Source organism: Micromonospora sp. NPDC057141 (assembly GCF_042670805.1).
GTDB lineage: Bacteria > Actinomycetota > Actinomycetes > Mycobacteriales > Micromonosporaceae > Micromonospora.
This window is the reverse complement of the sequence record NZ_JBHUVA010000005.1, coordinates 104,548-121,082: the sequence shown is the minus strand read 5'-3', so window position 1 is coordinate 121,082 and position 16,535 is coordinate 104,548. Positions and strand designations below refer to the sequence as shown.

Below are 16,535 nucleotides of genomic sequence, written 5' to 3'. Positions count from 1 at the left end.
GGACGTGGACCGTCGGTGTCAGTCCCACCAGAACGCCCAGTTCTGCGCACCGCGGATCTCCTCCGCGTACGCGGCCAGCGAGCCGCTGCCCTGCCAGATGTTGTCGGGGCAGAAGGCGAGGTGCTCGGCGGCGACGCGCAGGGCGTGCCCAGGGGTGGTCGGCGGGGCGGCCACACTGAGCTGGAGGGTGTCGAAGCCGACCCCGACCACCAGCGCGTCGAAGCGCTCCGCCCAGCTCCGCAGCACCGCCGAGAGCTGACCCCCGTCGTCGAGGTGGTGCACCGGGCCGGTCCAGCCGGTGCCGGCCGGGGCGTCCGCGCTGCGGGCGGCCGACACGAGCCCGAGTCGGGTCTCCCCGAGGTATTCGGGCTCGCCGAGCAGGAAGTCCACGAGGCCGTCGGCGACGTCACCCGCTGGCTCCTTCGGCTCGCCGGGCGCAGCCAGGCCGGGCCAGCGCCGGCCGAACGGGGCGGTGGCCTCGGCCAGCTCGGCGTCGTCCTCCTCGGACACGCAGTCGTCAAACCACTGCGCGAGCAGCTCCGCCGGGTCGTGCCGGCCCCGTGGCGACCTGCGGGCCGGGGACACCTCCCCGTCCACCCAGGGTCGGCGCGGCTCGCCACGCAGGCCGCTCAGCAGCAGCGGCCACAGCCCCGTCCCGGGGTGGTCGCGCCGCAATCGCGCCCAGAGCATGGGCTCGACCGGGCCGTCGCTCAGCCAGTATCGGGGCGGCCCGCCCGCCTGTGGCGTGATCAGGCGGCCGGGTGGCAGCTTGCCGGCGGGAAGCGCGTCCAGCAGCCGGCGCAGGTCATCGGGCACGGCGGGCAGCCTACGGGCCGGGTCCGACGTCCTCGGGGATTGGACCGCGCCCCGGCTCGGCCCCGCCCTCACGCGGGGCGGTCACGAGCCGGCGGCGATGATCTCCTTGACGGCGTCCCGGCGGACCGCGTCGTAGAGGGTGTGCGCCCGGCGGTCGTCGGCGAAGACCACGCTCTCGCTGCCGACGGTGCCAGTGCCCCGGGTGGGCGAGGTGAAGAAGAACAGGTTGCCGCCGCGCAGCCCGCGCAGCTGGGTCGCCATGTCCAGCAGCGACATGTCCCGGTCGACGGAGACCGAGTCGGACGTGGCCCGCACGAACGCGTTGAGCCTGCCCGGGTTGGCGAGGATGCCGCCGGACGCGGCCCGGTCGAGGATCGCCTTGATGACCTGCTGCTGGTGCCGGATCCGGGCGAAGTCGCCGTCGGCGAACTGCTTGCGCTGCCGGGCGTAGTCCAGCGCCGTCTCGCCGTCCATCAGCTGCGACCCCTGCCGGAAGGTGCGGAACGGGGGGTGGATCGAGGTGAACGTCTTCTCCGCCGTGATCTCGACCCCGCCGAGGGCGTCGATGATCTCCCGGAATCCCGCGAAGTCGACCAGCACCACGTGGTCGATGCGGACGCCGGTGAACTGCTCCACCGTCCGTACCATCAGCGGGACCCCGCCCCAGGCGTACGCGGCGTTGATCTTCGCCGCCCGGCCGCCGTGCCGGCCGTCGCCCGACCGGGGGACCGGGACCCAGGTGTCCCGGGGGATCGAGATCAGCTCGGCGCTCGACCGGTCCTTCGGCAGGTGCGCCACGATGATGGTGTCGGCGCGCGACCCCCCGGTGCCGTCCGGGTCCCGCGAGTCGCTGCCCAGGACCATGACGTTCAGGGCGCCCCGGGCCACCGCCGCCGGCCGCTCCTGCTCCGGCACCTCGGCGAACGCGTCGACCCGGTCGACGCCCCGCTCCACCGACCGCAGCCACAGCCCTCCGGCGACCGCGCCGCCAGCACCCAGCAGTGCCACCGCCAGCACCACGACCAACGCGATCCGCCTCCACCGGCGGCGCTTCGGGCGCGGCCCCGCACCCTCCGGTGTGGACGGGGCGGCGGGCGGGCCGTCCTGGGTCGGTTCGGCGACCTGATCGGGACGAGACATGGCGGCGATGCTATCGACGCGCCGCGCCGCGTACGTGCCCGTACCGGCCGGCCGGGGCCGGGGCGACCGTGAAGTTCGCCACCCGTTGTTTCCCGAGAACTGGTACAACCCTCCCGTGGACGCAACGAAGCTGCGGCGGGCCATCGCCCGCACCCGGCTCGCCCCGGTCGCCGCCTTTCCCAAGCGGCTCGCCCGGGTGGCCCGGCACGACGCCAAGGTGCTGCGCGCCTCCGCCCGCTGGCTGGTCACCTCCCGGGAGCACCACAACTACACGTACGAGCTGACCACGCTGAGCCGGCACCACCTGTCCTGGTTCGTCAGCGTCGTCTGCGACGTGCCGGTGGCCCGCGTGCGCGGCTGGTTCGCCGAGATCGAGGGCGACGACGAGTTGCGTCGGCACATCGAGCGGGCCACCGCCGAGGCGTCCCGCCGGGGCCTGGCCGACCGCCAGGTCCGCTACGCCCGCCGGATCGGCTGGTACGCCATGGTCCGCGCCACCCGCCCCGCCCACGTGGTGGAGACCGGCGTCGACAAAGGGCTGGGCAGCTGCGTGCTGGCGGCGGCCCTGCTGCGCAACGCCGCCGAGGGCCACCCCGGCCGGGTCACCTCGCTGGACATCAACCCCGAGGCCGGCTACCTGGCCGGCACCGCGCCCTGGTCCGGGGTGGTCGACCTGGTGGTCGGGGACTCCATCGCCTCGATCGGCGCGCTCGACCGGCCCGTCGACCTATTCCTGCACGACAGCGACCACAGCCGCAGCCACGAGAAGCGCGAGTTCGACGCCGTCGAGCCGAGGCTCGCCCCCGGCGCGCTGCTGCTCACCGACAACGTCACCAGCACCAACGTCCTCGCCGAGCACGCCGAACGCACCGGCCGGCGGTTCCTCGCGTACCGGGAGACCCCGGCCCGGCACTGGTACCCGGGCGACGGCATCGGGGCGGCCTGGTGAGGCCCGACCATGTCTTAGCTTTGGCTTAGCCGGCTTGTCCCGCACGCCGTGGGTCCGGCAGCATCGACCGGCGTGACCGACGGAAGCGCACCCACGGACGCCCTCCACCCCGCCGGCCCGGGACGCCGCCGCGCCCCGCGCCCCGGGCTGTCCCGCTGGCTCGCCGCCGGCGGGGTGGCCGCCCTCGCGGGCGTGGTCGGCCTGACCCTGGCCCTGCGCGCCGGGGCCGCCCCCGCCTGCGCCGCCCCGCCCACTGTCGCAGCCCCCCTCGGTGTCGCCGCGCCGGTCGCCGCCGCGCCGCCGGTCGGTGGGACCGTCCACCAGGGCAAGGCGACCTTCTACGACTCCAAGGGCGCCGGCGGCAACTGCTCCTACCCGAGCGCCCCGGCGAACCGGCTCTACGTGGCGCTCGGCCCGTCGGAGTACGCCGCCGGCGCGGCCTGCGGCGGCCACCTCGACGTGACGGGCCCGAAGGGCACCGTCCGCGTCCTCGTCATGGACCAGTGCCCCGAGTGCGCGGCCGGTCACCTGGACCTCTCCCGCGAGGCGTTCGCGCGGATCGCCGACCCGGTGCAGGGCATCGTCTCCGTCAGCTACCGGGCGGTGGTCGACCCGCCGCTGCCCGGCCCGCTCACGTTCCGGATCAAGGAGGGCTCCTCGCAGTGGTGGTTCGCCGTGCTGGTCGCCGACCACGGCAACCCGCTGAGCGCGGTGGAGGTGCGGCAGGGCAGTTCGGGCGGGTGGCGCGCCGCCGCCCGGCAGGACTACAACTACTGGCTGATCGAGTCCGGTGCCGGCCCCGGCCCGTACTCGATCCGGGTCACCGACGTCTACGGCCACCGCGTCACGGCCGCCGGCATCCGGCTGGCCCCCGGGCAGGTCCAGCGCAGCACGGTCAGGATGTACGGCGGCGCGGCGACCGGCAGCGGCCGGCCGACGGCCCCGAAGCGTCCCGCGTCGCCCCGGCCCAGCGCCTCACCGACGCCCGGCTCGGCGTCACCGCCCCCGTCGTCGGCCGCCCCGTCGCGGGCCCCGTCGGCCGAGGCGACGGGGGTGGATGCGGCCGTGGTGCCGCTCGCCGTCGACGCGCCCGCGGACCGCTGCGGCGGCCACTGACCCGCGGGTCACGTCTTTGGGCTAGGTTCGGGGCTGCCGGGGGCGAGGTCGAGCCACATGAGGATCTCGTCGCGGTCGTCGCCCGGGGCGACCCGCAGGGCGCCCGGCAGCCGGCCCACCTCCCGGTACCCGAGCCGCGCGTAGAACCGCTCCAGCCCCAACCCGCCCCGCACGGTCACGTGCAGCGCCGCCCGGCCCAGCTTCCGGCCGAGCCGTTCGGCCTCCCGCATCAGCGCCGCCCCGTACCCCCGGCCCTGGGCGTCGGGGTGCACCATCACCCGCTTGAGCACGCACCAGTGTGCCTTCAGGTCGAACCGGTTGTCGGCGAAGACCAGCACGGCGGCCGGACGCTCGCCGTCGTACCCGACGAGCAGCCGGTCCGGGCCGTCGACGATGCCGGCGAACGTCGCCTCGGCCACGGGGCGGACGTCGGCTGAGCTGACCGGCGCGACGAAGCCGACCGCACCGCCGGCGTTGGTGACGTCCACCCACAGGGCGACGACCTGTTCCCGTAGCTCGGCGGTGAGGTCGGGGTCGAGGACGATACGCAGGCTCACGCCGCCATCCTGGCCCCGCCGCCCCCCGGTGACCTCATGATCGTGATACGCGCAACAGCCGCATGGAACATGGCTGATCCTGGTCGCAAGCCCCCCCCGGAGGAACGACAGCGCCGGCCGACTACTCGGCCGGCTGCCGTTGCTGAGGTGCGATCAGACTTTGGTGCGGGAGAGGGGACTCGAACCCCCACGTCCTCACGGACACAGGAACCTAAATCCTGCGTGTCTACCTGATTCCACCACTCCCGCCTGCCCGAGGAGTCTAGAGGGTCCGGCCGCCCTCGGGTTAGCGCTGCCCGGCAGGCGGGTCGTCCGGCTACGCGCCAGCGTCAGCTGACGCCGACCGGTGCGCTGTCGCCCGTGCCGTGGGCCGGGTTGTGGGCGGGTGCGTTGATCTCGACCGGCGGCGGGAAGCGGGTCACGAAGTCGCACAGCGTGATGTGGGTCGGCTTGATGGTGATCACCGCCATGTCGGTCGTGTGCGCGCGTTTCTGCTGCTCCCAGCCCGGGGCCAGGCTCTTGTCCGCGAACATCCGCCAGGACGCCTTGACGTGCACGTCCGGGACCCCGGGGTGGACCTCGATCGATGCCGTGCCGCGGACCAGCATGACGACGGGCGTGTAGTCGGAGACGGTCGGGCCGAGCTTCGCCGCGATCTTCTGCCGCACCTCGGCCGAGTACGTGTCGACGCTGAAGGACACCTGCGGGTGTGCCGTGATCGCCCGCACCTTGTACGCGGTCGTCGGGCTGGCGAACTGGAACGCCTCGCCGTTCCACAGGTACGCGACCGGCACCGTGCGCGGGTGACCGTCCAGGCCCACGTAGCCGAGCCGCATCGCGACCGGCGACTCCAACAACGTCTGCGCCACCGGATCGGTGTTCACCAGGTGCACGATCTCGGCGTAGTCCACAGCTGCCCCTCCCTGCGCGGATGCCGGCAGCCGTTTCGCCCCGGTGCCCACTCACGACGGGGCCCGCGACCCTCGGCGTCACCGGCCGTAGTCTGATCGCTACCAGGAAAGTATCGGCAGTGGGTGACCGCCCGGCTATCTCGCTGCTTGCCGTTGTGCCCCGGTGCGGGGTCTCGGGCGGGAAGCCGTCGCCGGTCGCCCGCTCGCCCGCTCGCCCGGTTGCTCAGTCGAGGCCGAGGTCGCGGCGCAGCTTGGCGACGTGGCCCGTGGCCTTGACGTTGTAGAGCGCCCGCTCGATCTTCCCGTCCGGGTCGATGACGAAGGTGGACCGGATCACCCCGGTCACCGTGCGCCCGTAGGACTGCTTCTCGCCGTACGCGCCGTAGGCGGTGAGCACCGCCCGGTCGGCGTCGGCGACCAGCGGGAAGGTGATGGCGTCCCGCTCGCGGAACTTCGCCAGCTTCTCCGGCTTGTCCGGGGAGATGCCGACCACCTCGTAGCCGGCGGACCGGAGTGAGGCGAGCGAGTCGCGGAAGTCGCATGCCTGCTTGGTGCAGCCGGGGGTCATCGCGGCGGGGTAGGCGTACAGGATCACCGTGCGGCTGCGCAGGTCGGCCAGGGAGAGGGTCTCGCCGGTGTCGGTCGGCAGGGTGAACTCGGGCGCGGGGTCACCAGGGCTGAGGCGGGCGGGCGCGGTCATGGCCGAACCCTACCGCTGCCCCGGGCAGCCGGGCCGACGCCGCCCGCCATGTCGGCGACATCGCGGGATCCTGGGTTGGTGATGGTCCCATGTCGCCGACATGGCGGCCCGGCCGCGCGCGACGGCCCGCCCGCGAGTGATCAACGCCTCCGCCTTGTTGCCAGCCATTGGCAACAGCATGTCGCTGGAAATAGGCTGGGCCGAGCCGGCGTGGACCCTCCCGCCGGCTCCGGGAGGTCGAGTGGAAACCCTGGCGATGCACATCTCCAACGGGATCGTGAACGGCCCGGTCGCCGCGGTCTTCGCCGCCTTCGCCCTGGCCGTGCTGACCCTCTGCGCGCTGCGCGGCCGGCGCGACCTCGACGACCGGCTCGCCCCGATGGCGGGCCTCGTCGCCGCCTTCATCTTCGCCGTCCAGATGCTCAACTTCCCGATCCTCACCGCCGGGGTGAGCGGCCACCTGCTCGGCGGCGCGCTCGCCGCGCTGCTGGTCGGCCCGTGGGTCGGCGCGCTCTGCGTGGCGGTCGTGCTGGTCGTGCAGGCGCTGGTCTTCGGCGACGGTGGGGTGGCGATGCTCGGCCTGAACGTCACCAACATGGCGGTCCTCGGCACCGCGGCGGCGTACCTGCTGATCGCCCTGCTGCTGCGGGTGCTGCCCCGCACCCCGGCCGGTCTCGGCGTGACCGCCTTCGTCTCGGCGCTGGTCAGCGTCGTGGTGGCGTCCCAGGGCTTCGTGCTCCAGTACTGGCTGGGCGGCACCACCGACCTGGGCGGCAACCTCGCCGGCCTGGCCGGCACGATGGCCGGCGTCCACCTGCTCATCGGCATCGGCGAGGGCCTGATCACCGCGACCACGGTGGTCACCGTCGCGAAGGTGCGCCCCGATCTCGTGTACGCGCTGCGCGCCCTGAAGCCGGCCGCGCCGGCTCCCGTCGTCCCGGTCGCCGGAGGTGCCCGATGAGCAAGCGTCCCTGGGGTTTCGTCGTCGGCGGGCTGCTGGTCGCCCTGCTGCTGGCGGGCGTGGTGAGCAACTACGCCTCGGCGCACCCCGACGGGCTGGACTCGTCGCTGCTCACGGGCTGCACGGTCGACGCCGAGGGGGAGATCACGGGCGGCAGCTGCCCCGCCCAGCGGGAGCGCGACCACGAGCTGGCCGACAGCCCGCTGGCCGACTACGGCGTGCGCGGCCTCGACAACGACTTCCTCTCCACCGGCCTGTCCGGGGTGCTCGGCGTGCTGCTCACCTTCGCCGTGGGCGGCGGCGTCTTCTGGCTGCTGCGTCGCCGTGGCCCGCAGCCGTCGACCGCTGATCCTCAACGGCTGGACTCCGACCGGTCCGGCGGTGGGCCAGCCGCCGACCAGCCGGAGGAGCGGGCTGCCGGGAGCCCGGCCGGCGACGCGTCGCGCGCGGCGCGGTCCCGGTAGGCGGCCCGACGATGGGGGCCGGTCACGCGCACGTGCTCTACCGGGAGGCCGCCTCCCCGGTGCACCGCCTGCCGCCGGAGGTGAAGATCGCCGCGATGGTGCTGTTCACCCTCGCCGTGGTGGCCACCCCCCGCACGGCGTTCTGGGCGTTCGGCGGGTACGCCCTGCTGGTCGCCGCCGTGGCGGTGCTGGCCCGGGTGGCTCCGGGCTGGCTGCTGAGCCGTGCGGCGATCGAGCTGCCGTTCGTGCTCTTCGCGTTCGCGCTGCCGTTCCTCGGGGCGGGGGAGCGGGTCGAGGTGGCGGGGCTGGCCCTGTCGGTCGACGGGCTGCTCGGCGGCTGGAACATCGTCGCGAAGGGCACGCTGGGCGTACTCGCGTCGCTCCTGCTGGCCGCGACCACGACGACGCGGGACCTGATCGTCGGCCTGGACCGGCTGCGCTGCCCGCAGATCGTCACCCAGATCGCCACCTTCATGCTCCGCTACCTGGACGTGCTGGTCGGCGAGGCCCGCCGGATGCGGGTGGCCCGGGTCTCCCGGGGCGACGACCCGCGCTTCCTGTGGCAGCTGCGCGGCTTCGCAGCCGGGGTCGGCGCGCTGTTCCTGCGCGCGTTCGAGCGCGGCGAGCGGGTCTACCTGGCGATGCTGTCGCGCGGCTACTCCGGCCGGATGCCGGCGGTATGGCAGGGCGCGGGCGCGGCGAGCGCCGGGCAGTGGCTCGTCGGGGCGACGGTGCCGCTGGTCGCGGCCGGCATCGCCGCGACCGCCGTCGCCCTGACATGATCGGGTACGTGCAGAATCCCGCTCCCCCCTCCCTGGACGTGCGCGGCGTCCGGTACGCGTACCCGGATGGACACGTCGCCCTGCACGGGGTGGACCTGACCGTGGCACGCGGCGAGCGGGTGGCGCTGCTCGGGCCGAACGGCGCGGGCAAGACCACCCTGGTGCTGCACCTCAACGGCATCCTGACCGCCGCCTCGGGTTCGGTGAACGTCGGCGGTCTCACGGTGAGCCGGGACCGGGACACCCTCGCGGAGATCCGCCGCCGCGTCGGGATCGTCTTCCAGGACCCGGACGACCAGCTCTTCCTGCCCACGGTCGCCGAGGACGTGGCGTTCGGCCCGGCCATTCTGGGGCTGCGCGGGGCCGAGTTGGCCGCCCGGGTGGACGAGGCCCTCGCGGCGGTGGGGATGGGCGAGCACCGGGACCGGGCCCCGCACCACCTGTCGTTCGGGCAGCGCCGCCGGGTGGCGGTGGCCACCGTGCTGGCGATGCATCCGGAGATCCTGGTGCTGGACGAGCCGTCGTCCAACCTCGACCCGGCGGCCCGCCGGGAGCTGGCCGAGATCCTGCGCGGCCTGCCGGTGACCCTGTTGATGGTCACACACGACCTGCCCTACGCGCTGGAGCTGTGCGACCGCTCGGTGATCCTCGACGCCGGCCGCATCGTCGCCGACGCAGACACCCCCATCCTGCTGAGGAACGCCCCCCTCCTGTCCACCCACCGCCTGGAACTCCCCCAGGGCTTCACCCCCTGACCGCCTCCGCCGGGGCGGTGGTGGCGGGGTGGGCGGCGGCGCGGAGGCGGAGCAGGCCTGCCGCCGTGGCACCGGCGCCCGTGGCCAGGATCAGGACGAGCAGGGCGCGGGCCAGGGGACCGGGCCAGGGGACCGGGGGGACCGAGCGGGCCAGGACGGCGACGTTGGTGACCCCGGCGAAGAGGGCGAGGCAGGCACCGGAAAGCGCGAGGGCGAAGTCGGCGGCGGGGCGACGGGCCAGCGCGTACCCGCCCGCGGCGAGCGCGCCGAGGCCGGTGAGCAGCGCCCAGACCTGCCCGCCGAGCAGGCCCACCAGCACCCCGCCGACGCCCGTGGCACCCGCGTCCAGCTCCCGGCCCACGGTGAACACGATCGCGGCCGCCCCGCCCGCCGCCAGCGCCGCGCCGGCCCCGGCCAGCGTCCGCACCCCGAGCGGCGTGCCGGCCGCCAGCAGCCCGGCGGAGCCGATCAGCAGGAAGCCGAGCGTGGCCGCCACCCACCAGGGGTACGCGTCGGGCGGCGGCACCCAGTCGAGGGTGCCCCGGATCTCCACCGGCTCGGCACCGTCGCGCAGCGGCACCGCCCAGTTCCGGACCCGCTGCTCGCGGGTCGGGTCGGCGCGTACCACCGCCGGTGGGGCGGGCTCCTGCCAGCGGGCGCGCCGGTCGTGCCAGCGGGCGACCGGCCCGTCGCCGACGCGCCGCCAGTCCGGCGCGGCGGCCGGGTCCGCCTGGGCGGGCAGGGCCGTGTCCCCGGCGAGGGTCCGGTTGAGGTACGTCGCGGGGGAGCGGCTGTTCTCGTACACCCCGTCCGGGCCGACGCGCAGGTACGGCTCGCCGGTGTAGCCGATCACCTCGATCGGCCGCCCGGTGCGGTTGACCAGCTCCAGCCGCGCCCCGCCCTCCACGACGCGGGCGGTCAGCCCGGGCCGGGCCGGCGCGATGCCGGTCACCCCGGCCCGGTAGTCCGTGCCGTCGGGCGACTCCCCGCCGTGCGCGGCGGCCGGTGTCGCCGTGGCGAGGACGGCGACCAGCCCGGCGAGGACGCCGCCCAGCCGGGCGGGGATCACTTGCCGGCCGCCGCCACCGCCGCCGTGAGGCCCGCAGGCGAGCGGTCCTGGACCTCCGCGCCGTCGACCTTGACGGTGGGGGTGCCGGTGACCCCCGCCCGGCTCGCGTCCTCGGTGACGTGCTCGGTCCACGCCTTGTACGTCCCGTCGGAGACGCAGGAGGCGAAGTCGTCCCGGTCCAGCCCGACCCCCGCACCGATGTCGACCAGCTCGTCGTCGCTCAGCCCGGCGCCGCCCTCGGGCGGCTGCTTGGCGAACAGCGCCTTCGCGTACTCCGGGAACTTGCCGCCCTTCGCGGCGCAGCCGGAGGCGGCGGAGGAGCGGGTGGAGTATTCGGTCGTGGAGTAGCGGTTGAGGTAGGCCACGGGGTGGAACACCACCCGCGCCTTGCCCTCGCTGACGAGCTGGTCGATCGTCGCGCCGCTGGCCTGCTGGAACTGGTTGCAGGCGGGGCAGAGGAAGTCCTCGTACAGGTCGATGGTGACCGGGCCGGTCCCGTACGCGATGCCGGTGCCGGCCTCGGTCGCTCCCGGCGGGGCGGTGAAGGTGTCGGAACGTTGGCCGGACCAGACGGCCCAGCCGATCCCACCGGCGATGACCAGCACGGCGACCGCCACCAGCGACGTCCAGAGGGTCCGCTTGCGCCGGCGCTCCCGGGCCAGCTGCTCCCGGACCACGCGGGCGGCGTTCTTCTGCCCCTTGCGACTACTCATCCTCGTCCTCCACGGGTGCGCCCGCGAGCCAGCCGTCGACGGAGACGGGGGTGCGGGGCCAGGTCAGCAGGAACCCGGCCAGGGCCAGGAATCCCAGGTCCCGGAGGATCTCCGGGAGGTAGCTCGGTGACTGCCCGGCGGCGAGCTGCCCGCCGCTGCCGAAGCAGCCGCAGTCGATGGCCAGGCCGCGCGACCAGGCCGAGGCGATGCCGGCGACGAAGACCACCAGCAGGGCCGCCGAGATCCCGGCGGCCAGGCGGGTGGCCAGGCCGACCAGCAGCAGCGCCCCGAGGGCCAGCTCGACGAAGGGCAGCGCCGCGCCGATCACGGTCGCGACGTCGTACGGCATGACCTGGTACGCGTTGACGGCGCGCCCGGAGGCGGCCAGGTCGCCGACCTTGGCCCCGCCGGCGATCAGCCAGACGGCGGCCAGGCCGAGCCGGGCGGCGACGCCGAGCCAGGGCCGGACGACGGCCCAGCGGGCGGCGCCGCTGTTCGATGTGATCACGGTCATTGGTCGTCCCTCGCCCGACGGAGGTTCCCGGTCGCGGAGAAGTTCCCGGTCATGCGCGGTCTTCCCGGTCATGCATGCGCGATGTCCCCGGTCATCCGGCCAGCGCGTCGCCGGCCGCCTCGACCAGGTCGTGGCGGGCCCGGGCCACCCGCGAGCGGATGGTGCCGACCGGCACCCGCTCCACGGCGGCGGCCTCGGCGTACGACAGGCCGAGTAGTTGGGTGAGCACGAACGCCCCGCGCCGCTCGGCGGGCAGCCGGCGTACCAGGTCGGCGGCGCCGAGCTGCCCGGCGGGGTCCGGGTGCGCAACGTCGGAGTGGGCGTGGCTCGCCAGCCGCTCGGCGAGCCGCCGCCGGCGGACCACGACGCGCAGGTGGTCGGCGCAGGCGCGGCGGGCGATGCCGAGCAGCCAGGTGCGGGCGCTGGACCGCCCCGCGAAGGCGGGCAGCGCCCGGAACGCCCGCAGGTAGGTCTCCTGGGTGAGGTCGTCGGCGTTGTCGGGGTCGACCAGCGCGGCGGCGAACCGCCACACCTCGGCCTGGGTGGCCCGGACGAACGCCGCCTGGGCGGCGGGATCGCCGTCGCGGGCGGCCAGCGCCCAGCCGGTCGCCGGGTCGGGTTCACGCCCGGCCGCCGGGCCGCGGGCACGACTGTGCGCCGGGTCGGTGGGACCGACTGCGGCGGGCTCGCGCGGCGCGGGGATCACGTCAGACCACGGTACGCGGCGTACCGGCGGCGGGCAGGGTCCTTCGACCCTTGCCATGACGTGGCCCACTCCGGGAACTTTTCCGGTGCGCTGTCCGACTACCCCCGCATGACATGCGACGACGTCCGCGTGGCGCTGTCGGCGCGGCTGGACGGCGAGGACCCGCAGGCGTCGTCGGCGGCGCTGGACGCGCACACCGGCTCCTGCCCGGGCTGCCGGTCCTGGCTGGCCGGCGCCGAGCAGGTCACCCGGCTCACCCGGCTACGCCCGGTGCGGGTGCCCGACCTCACCGCGTCCGTGCTGGCGGCGGCCGCCGCCGAGCGGGCCACGGCACGGGCCACCGCCGCCGCGACCGTGCGCGCCCGGCGCCAGCTGCTGCGGGTGGCGGTGGCGGTGGCCGCGGTCGCCCAGCTGGCCGTCGCGCTGCCCGTCCTGGTCGGCGGGTTCGGGGTGGGCGCGGACGCGCACACCGGCCGCGAGATGGCCTCCTTCGACGTGGCGCTCGCGGTGGGCTTCGCGCTGGCCGCGTGGCGGCCGGAGCGGGCCAGGGCCTTCCTGCCGGTGGCGCTGGTGCTGGCGATCTGTCTGGCGGCCACCAGCGCGCTGGACATCGCCAACTCGACCACCGCTCTCGTGCACGAGGCCGGGCACCTGGCAGCAGTGGTGCAGGCGGGCCTGCTCTGGGCGCTGGGGCGCACCGGCGGCGAGCCGGACCGCCCGCTGGGGCTCGCCGTCGCGGCGGGGCGCGGATGACGCGAACCGCTCTCCCGGTGGGACGCGGGTGAGGCCGACCGCAGCGGGCCGGCGACGGCGGAAGTTCGGAGGCGCGCGGGCGGGACGGGCTCGCCGATCTACCTGTTCATCGGCGAGCATGGCCGGCATGACTGCTGCCAATCTCCGGCCACCCCGCGGCCTCGCGCGCCTCGGCGCGCTCGCCGGTCTGCTGGTCACCGTCGTCGCCCTGCTGCTGGCCCCGGCCACCCCCGCGAGCGCCCACGCGGTACTGGTGAGCAGCAGCCCGGTCGCCTCCGCCGTGGTGCCGAGCGGGCCGTCCGAGGTGGTGCTGACGTTCAGCGAGCCGGTGCGAAAGGTGGCCGGGAAGATCCGGGTGATCGCCCCGGACGGGGCGCGGGCCGACCGGGGCGAGCCGTCCTTCTCCGGCACCGTGGTGACCGTGCCGGTGGATCCGTCCGCGGGGCGCGGGACGTACCTGATCAGCTATCGGGTGATCTCGGCGGACAGCCACCCGGTCTCCGGCGCGTTCACCTGGTCGGTGGGCGCACCGTCGACCCCGCCGACGGACAGCGGGACGGACACCCGGGCCGACCCGGTGGTGGAGACCGGGGTCAAGGTCGCCAAGTACCTGGGCTACGCGGGGCTGCTGCTGCTGGTCGGCCCGGCGCTGGTGCTCGGCGCGCTGTGGCCGCGCCGGCTCGAGCGCCGGGGCCCGGCCCGGCTCGCCTGGACGGGGCTCGGCGTGCTGGCGTTCGCCACGCTGGCCGAGCTGTGGCTCCAGGTGCCCTACACCGCCGGTGGGGGGCTCTTCGACGTGACCGGCGCGGGCCTCGGCGACGTGCTCGGCAGCACGTACGGGACGACGCACCTGGTCCGGCTGGGCCTGCTCGCGGCGGCTGTCTTCCTGCTTCGCCCGCTCTTCGCCGGGCCGGTGGGGCGCACCGACGCGATCATCCTGGCGGTCCTCGGCGGGGCTGCGCTGTTCACCTGGCCGCTGGCCGGGCACCCGGCGGCCTCGCCCGCGCCAGCGGTGTCGGTGGTGGTCGACGCGGTGCACCTGGGCAGCATGGCCGTGTGGCTGGGCGGGCTGGCGATGCTCGGCGGCTTCCTGCTGCGCCTGGCCGACGAGCGGGAACTGGGCGCGATCCTGCCCGTCTGGTCGCGCTGGGCGGCGCTGTCGGTCGCGGCGCTGCTGCTCGCCGGCACCGTGCAGGCGCTGATCGAGGTGGCCACCCCGGCGGCCCTGCTCGACACCACGTACGGGCGGCTGGTGCTGGCCAAGATCGGGCTGTTCGCGCTGGTGATCGCCGTGGCCGCGTACTCCCGGGCGCTGGTGCGTCGGCGCACCGCCGCGGCCCGGCCGGCCCCGGTGCGGCGGGCGGTCTGGGTGGAGCTGGCGATCACGGCCGTGGTGCTCGGCGTGACGGCGACCCTGGTGCAGACCCCGCCGGCGCGCACCACCGCCGCCGACGTGGCCGGTACGCAGGACACCTTCTTCACCACCACGCTGTCCAGTCCGCTCTACTCGCTCCAGGTCGAGCTGGACCCGGCCGGGCGGGGCAACAACTCGATGCACCTGTACGCGTACACGTCGGACAACCGGCCGCAGCCGGTGGCCGAGTGGAAGGCGACCGCCGCGCTGCCGTCGGCGGGGATCGAGCCGATCGAGATCCCGCTGCTGCCGCTGACCGACAACCACGCGTCCGGGGAGATCAACCTGCCCGCCTCGGGGGACTGGCAGTTCCGCTTCACCGTCCGGATTTCGGACATCGACCAGGCCACGGTGAGCGCCACCGTGCCGATCCGTTAACGAAAGGTGGTCCCACCCATGCTCCGTCACCGGCGTTCCGTAACCGCCGCCGCCCTGGCCCTCGGTGCCGTCGCCGCCGTGGTGCTCGGTGTGGCCGCGCCCGCCTCGGCGCACGTCTCGGTCAACCCGAAGGAGGCGACGCAGGGCGGCTACGGCCGGTTCGCGTTCCGGGTGCCGAACGAGAGCGACGAGGCCTCGACGACGAAGATCGAGGTGGTGCTGCCGGAGAACGCGCCGGTCGGTTCGGTGTCGACGATGCCGGTGCCGGGCTGGACGGTGGCGGTGGAGAAGCGCAAGGTCGACCCACCGGTGCAGGTGCACGGCAGCGAGGTCACCGAGGCGGTTGCGAAGATCACCTGGACGGCGACCGGGGACGCGGCGGTGAAGCCGGGCCAGTTCCAGGAGTTCCCGGTGTCGATGGGGCCGCTGCCGCAGGTGGACACGATGGTGTTCAAGGCGCTCCAGACGTACTCCGACGGCACGGTGGTGCGCTGGATCGAGGAGCCGACCGCCGGGGCCGAGGAGCCGGAGAAGCCGGCCCCGGTGCTCACCCTGACCGCCGCCGCCCCGTCGGCGGGCGTCCCGGCCTCGGCCTCGGCCGCCCCGGTCGCGGCGGCGGACGATGACGACGACTCCGAGGGCGGGGCGGGCCTCGCGTTCGGAGTCGCCGGGCTGGTCGCCGGGCTGGCCGGGCTGGTCCTCGGCGGGCTCGCGTTCGCCCGTACGAGGCGGGGCCCGGCCGAGACGAGCTGATCCCTGCCACCTTGCCTGTCGCCTCCCCGTCCGCCCTGCCTGTCGGCCTGCTCTGCTTGTCGGCCCGCCGGTCCACCCGGCGGGTCGGCCCGTTTCCGGCCACCCTCCTGCGCCGTTGCTCACGATATTGGGCTGATTGCTCCTTTTGCGCCGGTAAGGTCGGCCGGGTACTCAGGCCACGGAAGGGGACGACACGGATGCGGATCGCTCGCGCGCTCGTCGGCATGCTGCTGCTCACCATCGGTATTCCGGCGACACTGGCCGCAGGCGCGCTCGGCGTCCTGTCCCGGCAGCCCGACGCCGCCGGCGGGTTCACCGTCGGATTCGGGGCGGTCGCCCTCCAGGCGCGGGAGGCCGCCGACTGGTTCCCGGCGGCCGCCTGGTTGCTGGCCGCCCTCGGCGTCCTGCTGGTGGCCTCCGCCGCGCTGCTCCTGCGCCCGGCGCGACCGCGCGAGGTGGTCTTCGTGGTCGAGCCCGACCAGGTCCCGGTGCTCGCCGGCCGGCTCGGGGTGACCTCGCTCGGCGGGCTGGGCGCGCGCCCCGAGCCCACCCCGGAGGTCCCCGCCGACCGGCAGCTGGTCGCGGTGGGGGCGTCGGCCGACCGGCTCCGGCCCGCGCTGGGGCCGGCCCCGGCCCGGCGCCCGGCCACCCTCGCGGACCTGACCCCGCCGCCGTCCCCGCCGGTCCCTTCGGCGTCGTCGGCCCGCTCGGCGTCGTGGTCCGGGCCGGCATCGTCGGCTCTACCGGGCCCGCCGGCCTGGCCGCCGGTCGCACCGGAGGCCACCACCCGTCCGGTACGCATCGAGCCGGTACGCATCGAGCCGCGCCGTATCCGCCCCGCCACGCCCAGCGCCCGCCGCCAGCGCCCCTGACCCGCAGTCGCGTCGCACCCGCCGGCACCCGGTGCCGGCGCGGGAGGTGAGCAGGGAAGCCCTCTCCACCTCAGGCGTTGACAAGGGGCCCTTCCTTGCTCCCAAGCCGGCGGCCCTCCGTGCTGCCGACACCGAGGGCCCCCAGCACCCGGGGGTCGGGGGCCCCGGGGTTTGCCGAGGGATTGGTGAGATTAGACGCGAAAGACACAAAG

General features: G+C 75.2%; 19 protein-coding genes and 1 tRNA gene. 10 read left to right on the top strand and 10 right to left on the bottom strand.

The annotated features are described in order from the left end of the window. Positions 1 to 18 precede the first annotated feature (18 nt). Both ACFT41_RS06100 and ACFT41_RS06095 read right to left on the bottom strand, forming a co-directional pair. Positions 19 to 816: a DUF4253 domain-containing protein gene (locus ACFT41_RS06100; RefSeq protein WP_377586996.1), complete on the bottom strand. Its 798-nt coding sequence runs from the start codon at positions 814 to 816 to the stop codon at positions 19 to 21. Positions 817 to 897: 81 nt separating this feature from the next. After that, the gene (locus tag ACFT41_RS06095) at positions 898 to 1,956 is read right to left on the bottom strand and encodes an LCP family protein (RefSeq protein WP_377586997.1); all 1,059 of its coding nucleotides are present in this window, start codon (positions 1,954 to 1,956) and stop codon (positions 898 to 900) included. A gap of 115 nt (positions 1,957 to 2,071) precedes the next feature. Here ACFT41_RS06095 and ACFT41_RS06090 point away from each other — a divergent pair, with 115 nt between their 5' ends. Together ACFT41_RS06090 and ACFT41_RS06085 are read left to right on the top strand one after the other, a co-directional pair. Beyond that, the gene (locus ACFT41_RS06090; protein WP_377586998.1) at positions 2,072 to 2,905 is read left to right on the top strand and encodes a class I SAM-dependent methyltransferase; all 834 of its coding nucleotides are present in this window, start codon (positions 2,072 to 2,074) and stop codon (positions 2,903 to 2,905) included. A gap of 72 nt (positions 2,906 to 2,977) precedes the next feature. Continuing rightward, positions 2,978 to 4,021 (top strand): expansin EXLX1 family cellulose-binding protein, encoded by a 1,044-nt coding sequence (locus ACFT41_RS06085; RefSeq protein ID WP_377586999.1) that lies wholly within the window; start codon positions 2,978 to 2,980, stop codon positions 4,019 to 4,021. A gap of 8 nt (positions 4,022 to 4,029) precedes the next feature. Here the strand turns inward: ACFT41_RS06085 and ACFT41_RS06080 are convergent, their stop codons facing one another. The 4 genes from ACFT41_RS06080 to bcp all read right to left on the bottom strand — a co-directional run bounded on the left by ACFT41_RS06080 (position 4,030) and on the right by bcp (position 6,189). After that, positions 4,030 to 4,578 carry a GNAT family N-acetyltransferase gene (locus ACFT41_RS06080; RefSeq protein WP_377587000.1) on the bottom strand — a complete coding sequence of 183 codons (549 nt, stop codon included), beginning with the start codon at positions 4,576 to 4,578 and terminating at the stop codon, positions 4,030 to 4,032. A gap of 161 nt (positions 4,579 to 4,739) precedes the next feature. After that, positions 4,740 to 4,827: transfer RNA gene (locus ACFT41_RS06075), tRNA-Leu, on the bottom strand. An 80-nt stretch (positions 4,828 to 4,907) separates the two neighbouring features. Beyond that, positions 4,908 to 5,489, bottom strand: a complete 582-nt coding sequence (locus tag ACFT41_RS06070; protein ID WP_377587001.1) for a pyridoxamine 5'-phosphate oxidase family protein — start codon at positions 5,487 to 5,489, stop codon at positions 4,908 to 4,910. A 223-nt stretch (positions 5,490 to 5,712) separates the two neighbouring features. After that, the gene (bcp, locus tag ACFT41_RS06065; RefSeq protein ID WP_377587002.1) at positions 5,713 to 6,189 is read right to left on the bottom strand and encodes a thioredoxin-dependent thiol peroxidase; all 477 of its coding nucleotides are present in this window, start codon (positions 6,187 to 6,189) and stop codon (positions 5,713 to 5,715) included. A gap of 241 nt (positions 6,190 to 6,430) precedes the next feature. On the opposite strand from bcp, the gene ACFT41_RS06060 reads away from it, so the two are divergent. From ACFT41_RS06060 to ACFT41_RS06045, 4 genes are read left to right on the top strand one after another with little or no spacing between them, the layout of a single operon-like run. Then, positions 6,431 to 7,150 (top strand): energy-coupling factor ABC transporter permease, encoded by a 720-nt coding sequence (locus tag ACFT41_RS06060; protein WP_377587003.1) that lies wholly within the window; start codon positions 6,431 to 6,433, stop codon positions 7,148 to 7,150. Continuing rightward, the gene (locus ACFT41_RS06055; protein WP_377587004.1) at positions 7,147 to 7,614 is read left to right on the top strand and encodes a PDGLE domain-containing protein; all 468 of its coding nucleotides are present in this window, start codon (positions 7,147 to 7,149) and stop codon (positions 7,612 to 7,614) included. Before ACFT41_RS06060 ends, ACFT41_RS06055 begins: the two co-directional genes overlap by 4 nt. An 11-nt stretch (positions 7,615 to 7,625) precedes the next feature. Then, positions 7,626 to 8,396 carry a cobalt ECF transporter T component CbiQ gene (gene cbiQ, locus ACFT41_RS06050; protein ID WP_377587005.1) on the top strand — a complete coding sequence of 257 codons (771 nt, stop codon included), beginning with the start codon at positions 7,626 to 7,628 and terminating at the stop codon, positions 8,394 to 8,396. Beyond that, positions 8,393 to 9,151, top strand: coding sequence for an energy-coupling factor ABC transporter ATP-binding protein (locus ACFT41_RS06045; RefSeq protein ID WP_377587006.1), 759 nt, complete (start codon positions 8,393 to 8,395; stop codon positions 9,149 to 9,151). The genes cbiQ and ACFT41_RS06045 overlap by 4 nt, the downstream gene beginning before the upstream one ends. Here the strand turns inward: ACFT41_RS06045 and ACFT41_RS06040 are convergent. The 4 genes from ACFT41_RS06040 to ACFT41_RS06025 form a co-directional block, all read right to left on the bottom strand. Next, the gene (locus ACFT41_RS06040; RefSeq protein WP_377587007.1) at positions 9,141 to 10,220 is read right to left on the bottom strand and encodes a hypothetical protein; all 1,080 of its coding nucleotides are present in this window, start codon (positions 10,218 to 10,220) and stop codon (positions 9,141 to 9,143) included. The two genes, ACFT41_RS06045 and ACFT41_RS06040, sit on opposite strands and share 11 nt — an antisense overlap. Beyond that, a complete protein-coding gene (locus ACFT41_RS06035; RefSeq protein WP_377587008.1) occupies positions 10,217 to 10,933 on the bottom strand; it encodes a DsbA family protein in 717 nt (238 codons plus the stop codon). Before ACFT41_RS06035 ends, ACFT41_RS06040 begins: the two co-directional genes overlap by 4 nt. After that, the gene (locus tag ACFT41_RS06030; protein ID WP_377587009.1) at positions 10,926 to 11,447 is read right to left on the bottom strand and encodes a MauE/DoxX family redox-associated membrane protein; all 522 of its coding nucleotides are present in this window, start codon (positions 11,445 to 11,447) and stop codon (positions 10,926 to 10,928) included. The genes ACFT41_RS06035 and ACFT41_RS06030 overlap by 8 nt, the downstream gene beginning before the upstream one ends. A 91-nt stretch (positions 11,448 to 11,538) precedes the next feature. Next, complete coding sequence (locus tag ACFT41_RS06025; RefSeq protein ID WP_377587010.1) at positions 11,539 to 12,153, bottom strand: sigma-70 family RNA polymerase sigma factor; 615 nt, start codon at positions 12,151 to 12,153, stop codon at positions 11,539 to 11,541. Positions 12,154 to 12,261: 108 nt separating this feature from the next. Between ACFT41_RS06025 and ACFT41_RS06020 the strand changes: the two genes are divergently transcribed. The 4 genes from ACFT41_RS06020 (at position 12,262) to ACFT41_RS06005 (ending at position 16,323) form a co-directional block, all read left to right on the top strand. After that, positions 12,262 to 12,906, top strand: coding sequence for a zf-HC2 domain-containing protein (locus tag ACFT41_RS06020; protein ID WP_377587011.1), 645 nt, complete (start codon positions 12,262 to 12,264; stop codon positions 12,904 to 12,906). 118 nt (positions 12,907 to 13,024) lie between these two features. Beyond that, positions 13,025 to 14,698, top strand: a complete 1,674-nt coding sequence (locus tag ACFT41_RS06015; RefSeq protein WP_377587012.1) for a copper resistance CopC/CopD family protein — start codon at positions 13,025 to 13,027, stop codon at positions 14,696 to 14,698. Positions 14,699 to 14,716: 18 nt separating this feature from the next. Next, positions 14,717 to 15,451 (top strand): YcnI family protein, encoded by a 735-nt coding sequence (locus ACFT41_RS06010; RefSeq protein ID WP_377587013.1) that lies wholly within the window; start codon positions 14,717 to 14,719, stop codon positions 15,449 to 15,451. A 197-nt stretch (positions 15,452 to 15,648) separates the two neighbouring features. Then, positions 15,649 to 16,323: a hypothetical protein gene (locus ACFT41_RS06005; RefSeq protein ID WP_377587014.1), complete on the top strand. Its 675-nt coding sequence runs from the start codon at positions 15,649 to 15,651 to the stop codon at positions 16,321 to 16,323. Positions 16,324 to 16,535 lie beyond the last annotated feature (212 nt).

Excerpts from the sequence above, each read along its gene's own strand:
- ACFT41_RS06055 (WP_377587004.1), top strand. The coding sequence starts at position 7,147 with ATGAGCAAGCGTCCCTGGGGTTTCGTCGTCGGCGGGCTGCTGGTCGCC.
- ACFT41_RS06010 (WP_377587013.1), top strand. The coding sequence starts at position 14,717 with ATGCTCCGTCACCGGCGTTCCGTAACCGCCGCCGCCCTGGCCCTCGGT.
- ACFT41_RS06035 (WP_377587008.1), bottom strand. The coding sequence starts at position 10,933 with ATGAGTAGTCGCAAGGGGCAGAAGAACGCCGCCCGCGTGGTCCGGGAG.
- cbiQ (WP_377587005.1), top strand. The coding sequence starts at position 7,626 with ATGGGGGCCGGTCACGCGCACGTGCTCTACCGGGAGGCCGCCTCCCCG.
- ACFT41_RS06020 (WP_377587011.1), top strand. The coding sequence starts at position 12,262 with ATGACATGCGACGACGTCCGCGTGGCGCTGTCGGCGCGGCTGGACGGC.
- ACFT41_RS06015 (WP_377587012.1), top strand. The coding sequence starts at position 13,025 with ATGGCCGGCATGACTGCTGCCAATCTCCGGCCACCCCGCGGCCTCGCG.
- ACFT41_RS06030 (WP_377587009.1), bottom strand. The coding sequence starts at position 11,447 with ATGACCGTGATCACATCGAACAGCGGCGCCGCCCGCTGGGCCGTCGTC.
- bcp (WP_377587002.1), bottom strand. The coding sequence starts at position 6,189 with ATGACCGCGCCCGCCCGCCTCAGCCCTGGTGACCCCGCGCCCGAGTTC.
- ACFT41_RS06045 (WP_377587006.1), top strand. The coding sequence starts at position 8,393 with ATGATCGGGTACGTGCAGAATCCCGCTCCCCCCTCCCTGGACGTGCGC.
- ACFT41_RS06005 (WP_377587014.1), top strand. The coding sequence starts at position 15,649 with ATGCGGATCGCTCGCGCGCTCGTCGGCATGCTGCTGCTCACCATCGGT.
- ACFT41_RS06095 (WP_377586997.1), bottom strand. The coding sequence starts at position 1,956 with ATGTCTCGTCCCGATCAGGTCGCCGAACCGACCCAGGACGGCCCGCCC.